Source organism: Pseudomonas sp. 300, assembly GCF_055803035.1.
Genome location: NZ_JAVLRV010000001.1, coordinates 553,097 through 569,002, shown reverse-complemented (window position 1 = coordinate 569,002; position 15,906 = coordinate 553,097). Strand labels below are relative to the sequence as shown.

Here is a 15,906-nt window from a genome sequence, read left to right as displayed (position 1 = left end):
ACAGATGGCTTGTGGCCGTCACACCCCCAAGGATAGACGGCAATTGCAAGGACTCAGCTCAATATGGAGATGGTCCCCAGGTATTTCAAGGCGCGCGGCAGATTGTCGCAATCCAGGCTGTCCAACCAGTGTAAATCAGCCCAGCTGCGCAGCCAGGTGAACTGACGCTTCGCCAATTGGCGCGTGGCAATGATTCCACGCTCCTGCATCTCGGCTTGCGTCAGCTTGCCATCCAGGTAGTCCCAGACTTGTCGGTAGCCTACTGCGCGTATAGACGGCAACCCGGAATGCAGGTCACTTCGCATACGCAGGGCTACGACCTCGTCGATGAATCCCTGTTCCAACATTAAAGTGAATCTTTGTTTAATTCGCTCGTGCAGTACCTGACGATTTGCCGGAGCAATGGCCAAGTTCGCGACAGTATAGGGCAATTGTTGCAGTCCCGAAGCGGCTGCTTCAGTACTTTGCGCAGATTGTCTCAGCCTGAGAGCGGTCATGCTCTGACCGCTGACACGATAAACTTCCAACGCTCGACTGAGTCGCTGCGGATCGTTCGGGTGAATACGCGCCGCCGATTCCGGGTCGATGACTGCCAATTGGTCGTGCAGGGCTTGCCAGCCAAGGCGTGCAGCTTCTTCTTCGATCTGCGCACGGACGTCCTGATCGGCCGCCGGCATGTCCGCCAGACCTTCGACCAAAGCCTTGTAATAGAGCATTGTGCCGCCCACCAGCAGCGGAATTTTGCCCCGTGCGGTGATGTCGGCCATGGCTTCAAGGGCGTCACGACGGAAGTCCGCAGCCGAATAGCTCTCCGCCGGGTCGAGAATATCGATCAGACGGTGGGGGAATTCGGCCAGAATCTCTTTTGACGGCTTGGCGGTGCCGATGTCCATACCGCGATAGACCAACGCCGAATCGACGCTGATCAGCTCGCAAGGCAGGACTTTGGTCAGTTCGATGGCCAGGTCGGTCTTGCCCGCTGCGGTCGGGCCCATCAGGAAAATCGCAGGAGGGAGCTGGCTCATCAACGACCGCGCAGGAACAGTTTGTCCAGATCGTCCAGGCCCAATTGGGTCCAGGTCGGTCGGCCATGGTTGCATTGACCGCTGCGCTCGGTGTTCTCCATATCACGCAGCAGACCGTTCATTTCCGGCAGGGCCAGACGTCGATTGGCCCGAATTGCGCCGTGGCAGGCCATGGTGCCGAGCAATTCGTTCAGGTGTGCCTGAATCCGGTCGCTGGTGCCGTATTCCATCAGATCGGCCAGGACGTCGCTGACCAACCGATTGGCTTCCGCTTGCTTGAGCAAGGCAGGGATCTGCCGAATGGCCAGTGTTTCCGGACCGAGACGCTGAAGTTCAAAGCCCAGACGCTGGAACCACGCGACGTTTTCTTCGGCGCAATCGCCTTCGCGCTCGCTCACGGCCAAGGATTCCGGAACCAACAGCGGCTGACCGCTCAGGCCTTCGCTGGCCATGGCGACTTTCAGGCGTTCGTACATGATCCGCTCGTGGGCGGCGTGCATGTCCACCAAAACCAAGCCTTGAGCGTTTTCTGAAAGAATGTAGATGCCTTTGAGCTGCGCCAGCGCATAACCCAGCGGGGGAATATCGTCCTGACCGGCCGGAAGCGGGACCGCGTTGGCTTCTGGCAACGGCGCAAAAAACTTACGGTAGGCAGCCTGGGCTTCAGCCGCAGGCACACCGGACTGCGGACGCGGCGTGTATTGGTACTGAAAACCGGCGCCCGCGCCCGAGCCAGCCGTGTTGAGCGAGGGTTGTGCCTGAGGCTGTTCCAGCAACGCATTGGCCGCCAGACGCATTTCGCCCTGCGGACCGAACTCGCCAGCCTCGATGCCGCTCGGCCGAACAATGGCTGTCGCCACTGGCGCTGCCAAATGGTCATCCGGCCGCACGTCGCCCAAGGCGCGGTGCAAGGTGCCATAGAGGAAATCGTGGACCATGCGCCCGTCACGGAAGCGCACTTCGTGTTTGGTCGGGTGCACGTTGACATCGACACCGGCCGGATCGACTTCGAAAAACAGCACGAAGGTCGGATGCCGACCATTGAACAACACGTCGCGATAGGCCTGGCGCACCGCGTGGGCCACCAGTTTGTCGCGCACGGCACGGCCATTCACAAAGAAATACTGCAAGTCCGCCTGGCTGCGGTTGAACGTTGGCAAGCCAACCCAACCCCACAAATGCAGGCCATTGCGCTCGATTTCGATCGGCAACGCCTGCTCGAGGAAACCTGAACCGCAGATGGCCGCCACACGCCGGGCGCGGGCCGCGTCATCATGGGCTTCATGCAGGCTGAGGATGGTCTTGCCGTTATGACGCAGGTGAAACGCCACATCAAAACGCGCCAACGCCAGGCGCTTGATCACTTCCTGCAGGTGATCGAATTCGGTTTTTTCGGTTTTGAGAAACTTGCGCCGCGCCGGGGTGTTGAAAAACAGGTCGCGCACTTCCACCGAGGTGCCCACCGGATGAGCCGCCGGTTGCACGCGGGGCGCCATGTCCCGGCCTTCGGTCTCAACCTGCCAGGCCTGATCGGCATCGCGGGTTCGGGACGTCAGGGTCAGGCGCGCCACGGAACTGATCGAGGCCAGTGCCTCACCGCGAAACCCGAGGCTCATGACCTGTTCGAGATCTTCCAGGTTGCGGATCTTGCTGGTGGCGTGACGGGCCAGGGCCAGCGGCAGGTCGTCGGCAGAAATGCCGCTGCCATCGTCGCGAACCCGCAGCAGCTTGACGCCGCCCTGCTCGACATCGACATCGATGCGTTTGGCGCCGGAGTCGAGGCTGTTTTCCAGCAACTCCTTGATCACCGATGCCGGGCGCTCTACCACCTCGCCGGCGGCAATCTGGTTCGCCAGTCGCGGGCTGAGCAGCTCGATGCGAGCGCTGTTGGTCACGGCCTGATTCATTCTTTGGACGCCAGTTCGGTGCCGGGAATGGTCAGGGTCTGACCGACTTTCAACTCGTCACTTTTCAGGTTGTTGGCGCTGCGCAAGGTGGCCGGGGACACTTGATAACGCACGGCGATCATCGCCAGGGTTTCCCCCGGGTTTACCCGGTGATCACGCGGCCCTTGGGCGATTTTGCCGGAATCGCGCAGCCAGGCGATGTAAGTGCCCGGTGGTGGATTCTGCTGGAAGAACTGGCGCACGCCGCTGCTGATCGAACGAGCCAGCGCTTGCTGGTGGTTGGCCGCCGCGAGTTTCGAGGCTTCGTTGGCGTTGGAGATGAACCCGGTTTCCACCAGGATCGACGGGATATCCGGCGACTTCAACACCATGAACCCGGCTTGTTCCACACGCTGCTTGTGTAGCGGCGTGACGCGGCCGATGTTGCTTAAAACTTTCTGGCCGACGTTCAGGCTGGAGGTCAGGGAAGCGGTCATCGACAAGTCGAGCAGCACGCCCGCGAGCATGCGGTCCTTGTCGTCGAGGCTGACGTTGCCGGCGCCACCAATCAAGTCGGAGCGGTTTTCACTGTCGGCCAGCCAACGGGCAGTTTCCGACGTGGCGCCGCGATCAGACAGGGCAAACACCGATGCACCGAACGCAGCGGCCGAAGGCGCGGCATCGGCGTGGATCGAAACGAAGAGGTCGGCGCCTTTTTTGCGGGCGATCTCGGTACGACCACGCAACGGAATGAAGTAGTCGCCGGTGCGGGTCAGCTCGGCGCGGAAGCCTTTCATGCCGTTGACCTGACGCTGCAATTCACGAGCGATGGCCAGCACCACGTCTTTTTCACGCTGACCGCGAGAGCCCGAGGCGCCCGGGTCTTCGCCGCCGTGGCCAGCGTCGATCACGACAATGATGTCGCGCTTGCCGGCCGGTGCGGGCGGCAGCTTGACCGGAGGGTCGACCGGGGTGACCGGCACCGGGGCGACGGTGGCAACGTTGGTCGGCGCGGGGATTGGCGCGGCGTCGGCGGCGTTATCGAACAGATCGACCACCAGACGGTTGCCGTACTGGGCATTCGGCGCCAGGGTGAAGCTTTTCGGCGTAACGGCTTTTTTCAGGTCGATGACCACCCGCAGGTCAGTCGGCGTGCGTTGGGCCGAGCGCATGGCGGTGATCGGGGTGTTGGCGGTGGAGACGTTCAACGGCGCACCGAGGGTCGCGCCGTTGATGTCGATCACCAGTCGGTCCGGGGCTGTCAGGGTGAAAACGCTGTGTTGCACCGGCCCGGTCAGGTCGAACACCAACCGTGTGTTGTCCGGCGCCCGCCACAGACGAACGCTGTTGACCTTCGATTCGGCCACAGCATTGACGGTCACCGCCAAAAACAACATCCCTACGGCAGCTACCATCGCGCGAAAGCGCATACCAGACCCCATCATTTAATTGGTTTCCAATGCCAAAGCGGCACACCACGACTCGCCACGCGAGCCCTGGGACAAAATTTTCAGCGAACGCCCGCTGTCTTGCGGGCTAATGGTAATGGTCAGGTCAGGCTTTGGCAAAAAGCCTGCACCTTTATCGGGCCACTCGATCAGGCACAAGGCATCGTCTTCGAAGTAATCGCGGATGCCGAGGTACTCCAGTTCTTCAGGGTCGACCAAACGATAGAGATCAAAATGGAAGGCGCGGACCTCACCGATCTCGTAGGGTTCTACCAGGGTGAACGTCGGACTTTTTACCGCGCCCACATGCCCCAGGCCTCGGATGATGCCCCGGGACAACGTGGTTTTCCCCGCCCCCAGATCCCCTTCCAGAAAAATCAGACCGTGCCCTTCGGTGGTTTTCGCGATGCGGGCGCCAAACGCGGTCATCGCCTCTTCATCAGCCAGGTACAGGGTTACTTCAGACACGGTGCTTGCTCCTCCAACAACTGACGAATGGCTGGTATCAGATCACTGGCCGCCAGCCCACGGCCCGATTTACCTTGTTGCGCGCCGGCATTGGCATGCAGCCAAACTCCCAGGCAGGCCGCATCGAACGCGTCCATGCCCTGGGCCAGCAACGCACCGACCAGACCGGCCAACACATCGCCCAGACCGGCGGTGGCCATGGCCGGATGGCCCTGATGGCACACCGACATGCGCCCATCGGGGCTGGCGATCAGGCTGCCGGCTCCTTTCAAAATCACTACAGCTGTGTATTTTTTGCTCAATGCGTGGACTGCAGCCGGTCGATCCGCCTGCACTTGGGCCGTGGACATTCCCAGCAACCGCGCCGCTTCACCCGGATGCGGCGTGATCACGCAGCCCTTGGGCAAGGTGACGAGTTCGCCCGCCAGCATATTCAACGCATCGGCGTCCCAGACTTGTGCAAGCGGCGCATTGGCCGCCGCCGACAATAGGCTTCGCCCCCATGAAGCCTGCCCCAAGCCCGGACCGACCACCAGCACGGAAACCTTTTGCAGCAATCCCATCAGCTGATTCGCCGACGAAGTGCCCAGCACCATCGCTTCGGGAATTCTCGCCAGTGCGGCCGGCACATGCTCGCTGCGAGTGGCCACCGACACCATGCCAGCGCCGCTGCCCAGCGCACTTTGCGCACTCAACAGAATCGCCCCGCCGAAGCCTCGATCACCGCCGATCAGCAATACGTGGCCGAATTTGCCTTTATGGGCCGTCGGCGTTCGTCCCGCCAGACGCGGCAAATTGCCAGCCGCCAGGCGTCGGGCACTGATGGCGACCCCGGTGAACGCCTCAGGCAGCGCTTGCAGATCATTGAAAACCAATTCGCCCACCACATCCGCCGCATCCCCCGTGAACAGACCGAGTTTCAGACCAATGAAGGTCACGGTCAGATCCGCCCGAACGGCCACGCCGAGCACACGCCCCGTATCGGCACACAGTCCCGAAGGAATATCTACCGCAGCCACCGGCCGGCCGCTGGCATTGATCGCCCCGATGACGCTGGCGCAGGGCTCTCGCACCTCGCCCGTCAGACCGGTGCCGAGCAAGGCGTCCAGCACGACGCCGCGCAAATCCGATTGCGCGCTCCAGGCCTGGATGGCTAAGCCTTCGGAACGGGCCTCGGCACAGGCCAACCCGGCATCGCCCTGCAAACGCTGAGGCTCACCGACCGCAACACGCGCACGTGCCAGCCAGCACGCTTGGCCAACACCGCGACCAGATAGCCGTCACCGGCGTTATTGCCGTGGCCGGCGACCACCGTCAGTTCGTTGGCCGTCGGCCACTGCCGGACCAACGCACGCCAGGTCGCCCGCGCCGCACGATGCATCAATTCGAAGCCCGGCGTACCGGCCGCGATCAGGCTCGCATCGAGGGCCCGCACTTGCGCGGCGCTGTACAGCGCGTCGGGTAAATCATCTTTAGTGTGCGGCATGCGTCTTCGGGCTCCGATGTCTGGCAGAATTATACGCACCTCAGCTCCGGTTTCTCTCGCCTCATGCCCGCTATTACCACAGACCTGCCCGCCCTCGCCCAATCCATCAAGGACTGGGGCCGCGAGCTCGGCTTTCAGCAAGTCGGCATCAGCGGCCTGGATCTCGCCGAGCATGAGCAGCACCTGGAACGCTGGCTCGAAGCCGGTTACCACGGCGAAATGGACTACATGGGTGCCCACGGCACTAAACGCTCACATCCGGAGGAGCTGGTGCCCGGCACGCTTCGGGTGGTGTCCCTGCGCATGGATTACCTGCCGGGTGATACCGAAATGGCCAAACGCCTCGCCCAACCGGAAAAAGCCTACGTGTCGCGTTATGCCTTGGGCCGCGATTACCACAAATTGATCCGTAAACGTGTGCAACAACTGGCAGAAAAGATTCAGGCGGTCATCGGCCCGTTCGGCTACCGCGCGTATGTCGACAGTGCGCCGGTGCTGGAAAAAGCCATTGCGGAACAGGCGGGCCTTGGATGGATCGGCAAAAATACCCTGGTCTTGAATCGTAAGGCCGGCAGTTATTTCTTCCTCAGTGAGCTGTTTGTCGACTTGCCGCTGCCCGTCGACCCGCCCCACAGCACCGAACATTGCGGCCGCTGCACTGCGTGCCTCGACATCTGCCCGACCAACGCCTTTGTCGGCCCTTATGTGCTGGATGCCCGACGCTGCATTTCCTACCTGACGATCGAACTGAAAAGCGCGATCCCCGAAGACTTGCGGCCATTGATCGGCAATCGGGTCTTCGGCTGCGACGACTGCCAGATCGTCTGCCCGTGGAACCGCTTCGCTCGCCCGTCCGGCGAAAGCGACTTCAAGCCACGGCACAACCTGGACAACGCCGAACTGGCTGAGTTGTTCATGTGGGATGAGGATCGGTTTCTGAGCAGCACCGAAGGCTCGCCATTGCGTCGAGCCGGTTATGAGCGCTGGTTACGTAATCTGGCGGTGGGGCTGGGGAATGCGCCGTCAAGCATTCCGGTGCTTGAGGCGTTGAAGGCACGACGGGAATACCCGTCGGAACTGGTTCGCGAGCACGTCGAATGGGCGTTGAAGCAACACGCCGAACGTCAGGCTTCGTCGTTATAAACGAACTTGGGCATTTCCCAGTGGAAGCGGATCGCCAGCAAGCGCAGCAGGAAGCCGCCGAACAAGGTGATCAGAATCGCCTGCTCGCCCGGCACGTTCAGGTATAGGCACAACATGTAGCACCACGCCGCCGCGAACGACACGCTGGCGTAGAGCTCGCGACGGAAAATCAGCGGGATGTCGTTGCAGAAGATGTCGCGCAGGATGCCGCCAAACACTCCAGTGATCACGCCGCTGACCGAGGCCACCAGCATGCCGTGGCCCATTTCCAGCGCGGTCATGCAGCCGATGAGCGTGAACGCCACCAGACCCACGGCGTCGAGCACCAGAAATAGCGAGCGCAGGTGACGCATCCAGCGTGCCGTGAAGACAGTGACCATCGCCGCGATCGAGGTCAGCACCAGGTATTCCGGGTGTTTGACCCAAGTCAGCGGGTAGTGACCGAGCAGCACGTCGCGCACCGAACCGCCGCCCAACGCCGTGATGCAGGCGATCAGCACCACGCCAAACCAGTCCATGCCGCGACGGCCGGCAGACAGTGCGCCAGTCATGGCTTCGGCGGTGATGGCGATCAGGTAAAGCATCAGCAACATGGTGGCAGTCCTTGCGGGAAGGCGCGCAGTCTAGCCATTTAGTCCCGGCACCAAAAGAGGGCATTGGAGAATCAACCCGACCATCAAGATTGACTGTGCGGACGCCATCGCGAGCAGGCTCGCTTCCACATTGGCCGGTAAACACAGGCCCATTGTGGGAGCGAGCCTGCTCGCGATGGGGCCGGACCAGGCACCTTCGAATCAGAACTTGATGAAATGCTTGCGGTAGTGCTGCAACTCGGCGATGGATTCGCGGATGTCGTCCAGCGCCAGGTGGGTGCTGCCCTTTTTGAAGCTGTCGCGCACGTCCGGCGCCCAGCGTGCAGCGAGTTCTTTCAGGGTCGAGACGTCGAGGTTGCGGTAGTGGAAATAGCTTTCCAGGGATTTCATGTGGGTATAAAGGAAGCGACGATCCTGACAGATGCTGTTGCCACAGATCGGCGACTTGCCCTTCGGCACCCATTTTTCCAGGAAGGCAATGGTCTCGGCTTCCGCTTCGGCCATGCTGATGCGGCTGTCGCGCACACGCTGGGTCAGGCCCGAGCCGCCGTGTTGACGGGTGTTCCACTCGTCCATGCCGGCGAGGATTTCATCGCTGTGGTGGATCGCGATCACCGGCCCTTCAGCCAAGGTGTTCAGATCACTGTCGGTGACGATGGTGGCCATCTCGATGATGACGTCGGTATCAGGGTTCAGACCGGTCATTTCCAGGTCGATCCAGATCAGATTCTGCGGGTTTAGCATGTGTCGGCTCCTAGGCAATGCTGCGCAGTTTAGCCTAGGGCGGCGCCCGGGCGTGCTAAACTCGCGGCCGTTTTACCTAATCGCTGCATTCTTGATACGGAACACCCATGGCCAAACGCCAACTCAATCGTCGTCAAAACTGGCGCATCGAAAAGATTCAGGGCGAACGCGCTGCCCGCGCCGCCAAACGCGAGTCCTCGGCTGTCGAGGCACTTGAGGGTGGCGACCTGGGCCCGGAACAGACCGGCCTGGTGATCGCGCACTTCGGTGTGCAGGTCGAAGTCGAAGCCCTCGATGGCGATTTGGCCGGCCAGGTGTTCCGCTGCCACTTGCGCGCTAACTTGCCAGCGCTGGTGACCGGCGATCAGGTTGTCTGGCGTGCCGGCAACCAGGGCATCGGGGTGATCGTGGCGCAACTGCCGCGCAAGACCGAACTCTGCCGCCCGGACAGCCGTGGCCAGCTCAAGCCTGTAGCCGCCAACGTCGACATGATCGTCATTGTCTTCGCGCCGTTGCCCGAGCCCCATGCAAATCTGATCGACCGCTACCTGGTCGCGGCGGAGCACGCCGGGATCCGGCCGTTGCTGCTGCTCAACAAATTCGACTTGATCGACGAGCAGAACGCCCCGGCGCTGAACGCCCTGCTCGCGGTTTACCGCACGCTGGGTTATCCGGTACTGGAAGTGTCGGCGCACCACGGCAATGGCATGGAGCAACTTCAGGAACAGCTGGACGGGCGCATCAGCGTGTTCGTCGGCCAGTCCGGCGTCGGCAAGTCGTCGCTGGTCAACAGCCTGCTGCCTGAGGTCGAAACTCGCGTCGGCCCGTTGTCCGAGCTGTCCGGCCAGGGCACTCACACCACGACGACTGCGCGCCTGTTCCACTTCCCCGGTGGCGGTGAGTTGATCGACTCCCCGGGTATACGCGAATTCGGCCTGGGCCACGTCAGCCGCGCCGATGTCGAAGCCGGCTTCATCGAGTTCAACGACCTGATCGGCACCTGCCGCTTCCGCGACTGCAAGCACGACCGCGAACCGGGTTGCGCCCTGCTCAAGGCGCTGGAAGAAGGCCGAGTGCAGCAGCAACGGATGAACAGCTATCGCTCGATCATCGCGAGTTTGCCGGAGAGCAGCTATTAAGTAGTCCTGATCATTTTCGTGACGCTACGAAAATGATCAGCAGCTTCCCGCAGAAATAAAAAAGCCGCGATCATCTCGCGGCTTTTTTGTGCGTCACTGCTTCGGCGGCTCACCCGGTTTCGGCGCCGGGTCATCAAACAGATTCAAACGCTCACGAAGCTCATGCGCCGGCAGCGGCTCTTTATCCGCCGGCAACGCGTTCGGGTCGGCCGGCACTTCACCCGGGCCACCCTGCCCCTGGGTCGGCTCTGGTGTTGGTTCCGCGCCTTGCGAACCTTCGATGGCACGCTGGGCTTTCTTGGTCAGCACGACAATGTCGATACGACGGTTGACCGGGTTGAGCGGGTTCTCGCGATCGAACAAAGCCGACGAGGCATAACCGACCACTCGTGCGATCTGTTGCTCCGGATAACTGCCCGCCACCAATGCACGACGTGCAGCGTTGGCCCGGTTGGCTGAAAGCTCCCAGTTACCGAAGTCCCCGCTGCCCGAGTAAGGCTTGGCATCGGTGTGGCCACTGATGCTGATCTTGTTCGGCACCGCTTTGATGGTGTCGGCCATGGCCAGCAGGATGTCTTCGAAATACGGTTTCAGACGTGCCGAGCCCGAGTCGAACATCGGCCGGTTTTCGGCGTCCACGATCTGGATGCGCAAACCATCCGGCGTGATCTCGAACAGAATCTGGTCCTTGAATTTCTTCAGCTGCGGGTTCTCTTCGACCTTGTTCTGCAATTCTTGCAGCAACAGTTCGAGGCGTTCCTTCTCCACCATCTCGGCCATGCCTTCGACCTGTTCGGCGTCGACCGTCACCTTGTCCGGCTGCGGCTGGGATTTCACTTCGGGGTTGAGAGTGTTTTCCGGCGCCAGGGTCGGCGTACCGCCCAGGTCGATGATGTACGGCGTGCCGCTTTCGGAAAAGCCGACCGGGTCCTTGAAGTAACCGGCGATGGCGATCTTCTGTTCCGGTGTCGCGGTGGACAGCAGCCACAGCACCAGGAAGAACGCCATCATCGCCGTTGCGAAGTCGGCGAAGGCGATTTTCCAGGCGCCCCCGTGATGCCCGCCGGCGATGCGCTTGACGCGCTTGATGATTATCGGCTGATTGTTTTCCATGGCTTAACGACCGCGAACCGCTTGTTCCAGCTCAGCGAAGCTAGGACGGTGCGCCGGGTACAGAACCTTGCGCCCGAACTCCACCGCCAGCGATGGCGGCATGCCGGAAGCCGAAGCCACCAGCGAGGCCTTGATGGCTTCGTAGACGTTCAGTTCTTCCTTGGCATCGTGGGCCAGGGAGTGGGCCAGCGGACCGAAGAAACCGTACGCGGCGAGAATACCGAAGAAGGTACCGACCAGTGCCGCACCGACGTGCAGACCGATGGATTTCTGATCGCCTTCGCCCAGGGACGCCATGGTCACCACAATACCCAATACCGCCGCGACGATACCGAAACCGGGCATGGCGTCGGCGATGCCGTTCACCGCATGGGATGGGTGCTCCAGGTCTTCCTTGAGATTGTAGAGTTCCATGTCGAACAGGCCTTCCAGCTCATGGGGAGCCATGTTGCCGGAGGACATGATGCGCAGGTAATCGCAGATGAACGCGGTCATGCGCTCGTCCTTGAGCACCGACGGGTACTTGGCGAAGATGGGGCTCGCGGCGGCATCTTCGATGTCGCCTTCGATGGCCATCATGCCTTCGCGGCGACTCTTGTTGAGGATCTCGTAGATCAGCCCCAACACTTCAAGATAGTAGCCGTGATTGAACCGCGAACTGAACATGCTCAAGGACTTCTTGAGCACGTGCAGGGTCATGTAGCCGGGGTTGGCCTGGAGGAATGCGCCAAGGGCCGCGCCACCGATGATCAACACCTCGAAGGGTTGAACCAGAGCGGCAATCTTGCCGTGGGAGAGCACGTATCCGCCGAGCACGCTCGCGAATACGACGATGATGCCGATTATTTTAGCCATAGGTAGGAGAGCACTTACTGAGTCGGGTTCAAGGTCATATTCGGAAGTTAAAAAATCTCTTCTTCTACTTATCGGCAAAACTGCGCCAGACTATAGCCAGTTCAGGCGAAAAGCCAATTTGGCCCACTTCGGGCATAGGTAATGCAGACGATGATCGCGTCCAACCATGGCTAACGAAACGAACGTACCCATTCCAAAACCGAACACTATCCAAGGCTGGGTAAAGCTTCTGGATGGTGTGCACCTGCCCGTTCCGCAAGCCAGTCATGACCGAGTCTGCAAGGCCATCGGCGACAACCGAAGCTCATTACGCGATATCGCCGAGCTGATGCAGGGCAGCCCCGCCTTGGCCTTGAGCGTGATTCGCGAAGCCAACCGGCACACCCACGGCAGCATGACCGAGCCTGCGGAAAACCTTGAGGTGGCGATCAATCGCCTCGGTTTGAAGCGCACCGAAGAACTGCTCGCCCGGCTGCCCGCGACACCGGAATCGGAAATTCCCGCAGCCCTGCGTCAGTTGCAGATGATCAGCCAGCACGCGACGCAACAGGCCAACGGCTTTTTCGCCGCTCGCCTGGCGCGGCTGTGGCAGGACATTCACTGGGGCAGCCTGCTGTTTTTATCGCCGTTCTGGCCATTGGCGTTGACCCATCCGCATCTGCTTGAAGAATGGGAGCTGCGGGTCATCCATAAAGGCGAGTCCGCACGAAAAGTCGAGAAACAATTATTCGGCGTACGCCTGCTGGAAATCGCTCAGGCATTGGTGAGTATCTGGCACCTGCCGATCTGGGTGCAGCAGGGCTACAAGCTGTTGCTCAATGAGCAACGGGAACTGGTGAAAGTCCTGCGTATCGCGCGCGACAGCGATCACCCATTGCGTCAGCAGAACCGTCTCGATGACGATCCGACGTTGCGTCGCTGGCTCAATCAGCCGGCCAACACGGTGTTGCTGGCCAACGGTCTGGCGCTGTCGGCACAGCAGGCCTGGGACTGTCCGCACAGTGAACGCTGGCAGTACCTGACCAGCCTTTACCTGCAAATCCCAATGGACGAGGTGCAGCAGCAATTGCACCAGCAAGCCGCCAACAGTGCACGCCAGCACGCCATGCCCGACCTCTGGCACCCGGCTGTTGCGCTGCTCTGGCCGTGGGGCATGCACCATGTTCACGCCGGCCTGCTGCCCGCCCCGGCGCCGACTGCCGAGGACCTGGCCCAGTGGCGCAAACAATGCGCCGAACTGCTGGTGGAACCGAGTCGCTTCACCAATGCCATGCATTTGACCAACTCGGCCCGTGATGCACTGGTCGCGTGCGGCATGCGACGGGTAATGATCCTGATGGCCGACCGCACGCATGCCAATCTGCGCGTGCACCAGATTGCCGGGCTGCCGAAAGAAACCGCTGGCCAGAATTTCGTGGTCAGCCAAAGCACCGTGCTGCAACGTCTGCTTTCGCAACAAGCCCAGGTACGCCTGACACCGGCCAACAACGCGCAATTTTCGGCGCTGTTGCCGGCCAGCCTGCGTTCGCAGTTCGGTGGTGAGCACTTGCTGTTACGCTCGCTGATCAACAACGGCCGCGTAATCATGATCGTGGTGGCGGACCAGGGCGGCGGGCCGTTTTCGGAAATCACCGTGCAAGCCTTCGGCAAAACCGCGCAGTGCATCGAGAAAGCCCTGCACAGCTTTAGCCATCGCGGCCAATGACCCGCTACAATCCCCCCCTTTGTGCTCTGGAGACCTCACATGTCTGACTTCTCTGGCTTGCCGCTGGTGATCGAACCGAGCGACTTGCTCCCTCGCCTCGACGCCCGCGATCTGATTCTGGTGGACCTGACCAGCAGCGCCCGCTACGCCGAAGGGCATATTCCCGGTGCGCGCTTTGTCGATCCGAAACGCACGCAACTCGGCCAGCCACCTGCGCCGGGCCTGATGCCGCCGCAAGCGGCTCTTGAGGCGCTGTTCGGTGAGTTGGGCCACAACCCCGACGCGGTCTACGTCGTGTATGACGACGAAGGCGGCGGTTGGGCCGGGCGTTTTATCTGGCTGCTGGACGTCATCGGCCACAGCAAGTATCACTATGTCGACGGCGGTCTGACGGCGTGGCTGGCAGAAGGCTCGCCCATGTCGATCCAGATCCCTCCCGCGGTCGGCGGCCCGGTTGCGTTGACCCTGCACGACGAACCCACCGCCACCCGCGAATACTTGCAAAGCCGTCTCGGCGCCGCCGACCTGGCGATCTGGGACGCGCGCGGGCCGCTGGAGTACTCCGGCGAGAAAGTCCTGGCGGCCAAGGGCGGACACATCCCCGGCGCGGTCAATTTCGAGTGGACCGCGGGCATGGACCGGGCGCGCAACCTGCGCATCCGCACCGACATGCCACAGATCCTCGAACAACTCGGGATCAGCAAAGACAAAGAAGTGATTACCCACTGCCAGACTCACCACCGTTCTGGCTTCACCTATCTGGTGGCCAAGTCCCTCGGTTATCCGCGGGTCAAAGGCTACGCCGGCTCCTGGGGCGAATGGGGTAACCATCCCGATACGCCTGTAGAGATTTAAGGTTTTTAAGGACAGTTAATGAATAAGCGTTTGTTTATCCTCAGCCAATACCTGCTGCCCCACCACTTGCTCTCGCGACTGGCCGGCTGCATCGCCGAATGCCGCGTACGCTGGTTCAAGAATGCGTTCACCGCGTGGTTCGCCAAGCGTTATCAGGTGGACATGTCCCAGGCACTGGTCGAAGACCTGACGGCTTACGAGCACTTCAACGCGTTCTTCACCCGCGCGCTGAAAGACGGCGCTCGTCCGCTGGACGAAACCCCGGGCGCGATCCTCAGCCCGGCCGACGGCGCGGTCAGCCAGCTCGGGCCGATCGAACACGGTCGCGTGTTCCAGGCCAAGGGCCACAGTTTCAGCGTTCTGGAATTGCTGGGCGGTGACGCGGCCAACGCAGCGCCGTTCATGGGCGGGGATTTCGCGACCATTTACCTGTCGCCGAAGGACTACCACCGCGTGCACATGCCGCTGGCCGGCACCTTGCGCGAGATGGTCTACATTCCGGGCCGGATCTTCTCGGTCAACCAGACCACCGCTGAAAACGTTCCGGAATTGTTTGCCCGCAACGAACGTGTGGCGTGCATTTTCGACACCGAGCGCGGGCCGATGGCCGTGGTGCTGGTGGGCGCGATGATTGTGGCGTCGATCGAAACCGTGTGGGCGGGTTTGGTGACGCCACCGAAGCGCGAGCTGAAAACCTTCCGCTACGACGAAGCGGCTCGTGCGCCGATCCACCTGGAAAAAGGTGCGGAACTGGGTCGTTTCAAGCTGGGTTCGACGGCTGTTGTGCTGTTCGGGCCTGATCAAGTGCAGTGGGCTGAAGAGCTGGCGGCCGGTTCGCCGGTGCAGATGGGCCAGGGCATGGGCCTGCCAAAAGCCTGATCTCCTGATCCGAACCCCACGAACGTCTTCGTGGGGTCGGACATTTCGATGGTGCCGTTACTCTATCTGCCCGCGAAAGCCGATCGGTCCTTCGTTGGCGTAGGTATTGGTGCCACTGAGGTTTTTCCCTCCATCACTGGAGGTCACGCTCAACGCGACAACGTTCTGATTGTCCCGGCCTCCGATGACCCACTTGCCACCCGGATGCCATGGAGCGTCGTTGCCGCCCCACTGATTTTCAACGTTGTACTGGTTCTGGCCCGTGCGTTGAGCCTTGAAGCCAATGGGACCTTCACCCGAGTACGTCATGGTACCGGTGAAGCTCTTGCCGCCATCGCTCGACCTGATGTCGATGGCGACAACCTTCTGGTTGTCCCGCGCGCCTAACGTCCAGTCTCCGCCCGGATGCCAGGGTGCAGAACTACCGCCCCATTGATTTGCCACTACGTATCTAGACATAAACTTCATCTCCTTGAAGTTACGAGAGACCTGCCCGGCACAGGCAGCAGGCCGTACGACCGTGCGTATCCAGTCGCACGTCTGTCAGATTAGTAGCACACCCGAACC

The 15,906-nt window shown here is 61.3% G+C and carries 14 protein-coding genes and 1 pseudogene; 5 read left to right on the top strand and 10 right to left on the bottom strand.

Features of this window, described 5'->3' with window-relative positions:
* Positions 1-53: 53 nt before the first annotated feature.
* From miaA to Q7W83_RS02570, 5 genes and pseudogenes are all read right to left on the bottom strand, one after another.
* A complete protein-coding gene (gene miaA, locus Q7W83_RS02590) occupies positions 54-1,025 on the bottom strand; it encodes a tRNA (adenosine(37)-N6)-dimethylallyltransferase MiaA (protein ID WP_150654536.1) in 972 nt (323 codons plus the stop codon).
* A complete protein-coding gene (gene mutL / locus Q7W83_RS02585; RefSeq protein ID WP_473655633.1) occupies positions 1,025-2,932 on the bottom strand; it encodes a DNA mismatch repair endonuclease MutL in 1,908 nt (635 codons plus the stop codon). The genes miaA and mutL overlap by 1 nt, the downstream gene beginning before the upstream one ends.
* A complete protein-coding gene (locus tag Q7W83_RS02580) occupies positions 2,929-4,308 on the bottom strand; it encodes an N-acetylmuramoyl-L-alanine amidase (protein ID WP_412071778.1) in 1,380 nt (459 codons plus the stop codon). Before Q7W83_RS02580 ends, mutL begins: the two co-directional genes overlap by 4 nt.
* A gap of 48 nt (positions 4,309-4,356) precedes the next feature.
* Positions 4,357-4,827, bottom strand: a complete 471-nt coding sequence (gene tsaE / locus Q7W83_RS02575) for a tRNA (adenosine(37)-N6)-threonylcarbamoyltransferase complex ATPase subunit type 1 TsaE (RefSeq protein ID WP_150632409.1) — start codon at positions 4,825-4,827, stop codon at positions 4,357-4,359.
* Positions 4,815-6,313, bottom strand: a pseudogene (locus tag Q7W83_RS02570) (NAD(P)H-hydrate dehydratase). The gene tsaE and the pseudogene Q7W83_RS02570 overlap by 13 nt, the downstream one beginning before the upstream one ends.
* Positions 6,314-6,376: 63 nt before the next feature.
* On the opposite strand from Q7W83_RS02570, the gene queG reads away from it, so the two are divergent.
* Positions 6,377-7,456 carry a tRNA epoxyqueuosine(34) reductase QueG gene (gene queG / locus Q7W83_RS02565; protein WP_473655632.1) on the top strand — a complete coding sequence of 360 codons (1,080 nt, stop codon included), beginning with the start codon at positions 6,377-6,379 and terminating at the stop codon, positions 7,454-7,456.
* Here the strand turns inward: queG and Q7W83_RS02560 are convergent.
* Both Q7W83_RS02560 and orn read right to left on the bottom strand, forming a co-directional pair.
* Complete coding sequence (locus Q7W83_RS02560) at positions 7,438-8,049, bottom strand: trimeric intracellular cation channel family protein (protein WP_150632406.1); 612 nt, start codon at positions 8,047-8,049, stop codon at positions 7,438-7,440. The two genes, queG and Q7W83_RS02560, sit on opposite strands and share 19 nt — an antisense overlap.
* 201 nt (positions 8,050-8,250) lie before the next feature.
* Entirely contained in the window at positions 8,251-8,793 is a 543-nt protein-coding gene (orn, locus tag Q7W83_RS02555; protein ID WP_150632405.1) for an oligoribonuclease, read from the bottom strand.
* Positions 8,794-8,900: 107 nt separating this feature from the next.
* Between orn and rsgA the strand changes: the two genes are divergently transcribed.
* Positions 8,901-9,932: a small ribosomal subunit biogenesis GTPase RsgA gene (gene rsgA / locus Q7W83_RS02550; RefSeq protein WP_150632404.1), complete on the top strand. Its 1,032-nt coding sequence runs from the start codon at positions 8,901-8,903 to the stop codon at positions 9,930-9,932.
* Positions 9,933-10,025: 93 nt separating this feature from the next.
* Here rsgA and motB read toward each other — a convergent pair whose 3' ends face one another.
* Complete coding sequence (gene motB, locus Q7W83_RS02545; protein ID WP_150632403.1) at positions 10,026-11,045, bottom strand: flagellar motor protein MotB; 1,020 nt, start codon at positions 11,043-11,045, stop codon at positions 10,026-10,028.
* A gap of 3 nt (positions 11,046-11,048) precedes the next feature.
* A complete protein-coding gene (gene motA / locus Q7W83_RS02540; protein ID WP_150639567.1) occupies positions 11,049-11,900 on the bottom strand; it encodes a flagellar motor stator protein MotA in 852 nt (283 codons plus the stop codon).
* A 166-nt stretch (positions 11,901-12,066) separates the two neighbouring features.
* Here motA and Q7W83_RS02535 point away from each other — a divergent pair, with 166 nt between their 5' ends.
* From Q7W83_RS02535 to asd, 3 genes are read left to right on the top strand one after another with little or no spacing between them, the layout of a single operon-like run.
* Positions 12,067-13,605, top strand: coding sequence for an HDOD domain-containing protein (locus Q7W83_RS02535; protein ID WP_473655631.1), 1,539 nt, complete (start codon positions 12,067-12,069; stop codon positions 13,603-13,605).
* A gap of 39 nt (positions 13,606-13,644) precedes the next feature.
* Entirely contained in the window at positions 13,645-14,460 is an 816-nt protein-coding gene (locus Q7W83_RS02530) for a rhodanese-like domain-containing protein (protein ID WP_150632400.1), read from the top strand.
* Between the two features lie 18 nt (positions 14,461-14,478).
* Positions 14,479-15,339: an archaetidylserine decarboxylase gene (gene asd, locus Q7W83_RS02525; protein WP_008040415.1), complete on the top strand. Its 861-nt coding sequence runs from the start codon at positions 14,479-14,481 to the stop codon at positions 15,337-15,339.
* Positions 15,340-15,396: 57 nt separating this feature from the next.
* Here the strand turns inward: asd and Q7W83_RS02520 are convergent, their stop codons facing one another.
* Positions 15,397-15,798 (bottom strand): lectin OAA family protein, encoded by a 402-nt coding sequence (locus Q7W83_RS02520; protein ID WP_150632399.1) that lies wholly within the window; start codon positions 15,796-15,798, stop codon positions 15,397-15,399.
* Between the last annotated feature and the right edge of the window lie 108 nt (positions 15,799-15,906).

Bases quoted from the DNA above. Each gene is read 5' to 3' on its own strand.
- miaA (WP_150654536.1), bottom strand. From the start codon at position 1,025: ATGAGCCAGCTCCCTCCTGCGATTTTCCTGATGGGCCCGACCGCAGCG.
- mutL (WP_473655633.1), bottom strand. From the start codon at position 2,932: ATGAATCAGGCCGTGACCAACAGCGCTCGCATCGAGCTGCTCAGCCCG.
- Q7W83_RS02580 (WP_412071778.1), bottom strand. From the start codon at position 4,308: ATGTTGTTTTTGGCGGTGACCGTCAATGCTGTGGCCGAATCGAAGGTC.
- queG (WP_473655632.1), top strand. From the start codon at position 6,377: ATGCCCGCTATTACCACAGACCTGCCCGCCCTCGCCCAATCCATCAAG.
- Q7W83_RS02560 (WP_150632406.1), bottom strand. From the start codon at position 8,049: ATGTTGCTGATGCTTTACCTGATCGCCATCACCGCCGAAGCCATGACT.
- orn (WP_150632405.1), bottom strand. From the start codon at position 8,793: ATGCTAAACCCGCAGAATCTGATCTGGATCGACCTGGAAATGACCGGT.
- rsgA (WP_150632404.1), top strand. From the start codon at position 8,901: ATGGCCAAACGCCAACTCAATCGTCGTCAAAACTGGCGCATCGAAAAG.
- motB (WP_150632403.1), bottom strand. From the start codon at position 11,045: ATGGAAAACAATCAGCCGATAATCATCAAGCGCGTCAAGCGCATCGCC.
- motA (WP_150639567.1), bottom strand. From the start codon at position 11,900: ATGGCTAAAATAATCGGCATCATCGTCGTATTCGCGAGCGTGCTCGGC.
- Q7W83_RS02535 (WP_473655631.1), top strand. From the start codon at position 12,067: ATGGCTAACGAAACGAACGTACCCATTCCAAAACCGAACACTATCCAA.
- Q7W83_RS02530 (WP_150632400.1), top strand. From the start codon at position 13,645: ATGTCTGACTTCTCTGGCTTGCCGCTGGTGATCGAACCGAGCGACTTG.
- asd (WP_008040415.1), top strand. From the start codon at position 14,479: ATGAATAAGCGTTTGTTTATCCTCAGCCAATACCTGCTGCCCCACCAC.
- Q7W83_RS02520 (WP_150632399.1), bottom strand. From the start codon at position 15,798: ATGTCTAGATACGTAGTGGCAAATCAATGGGGCGGTAGTTCTGCACCC.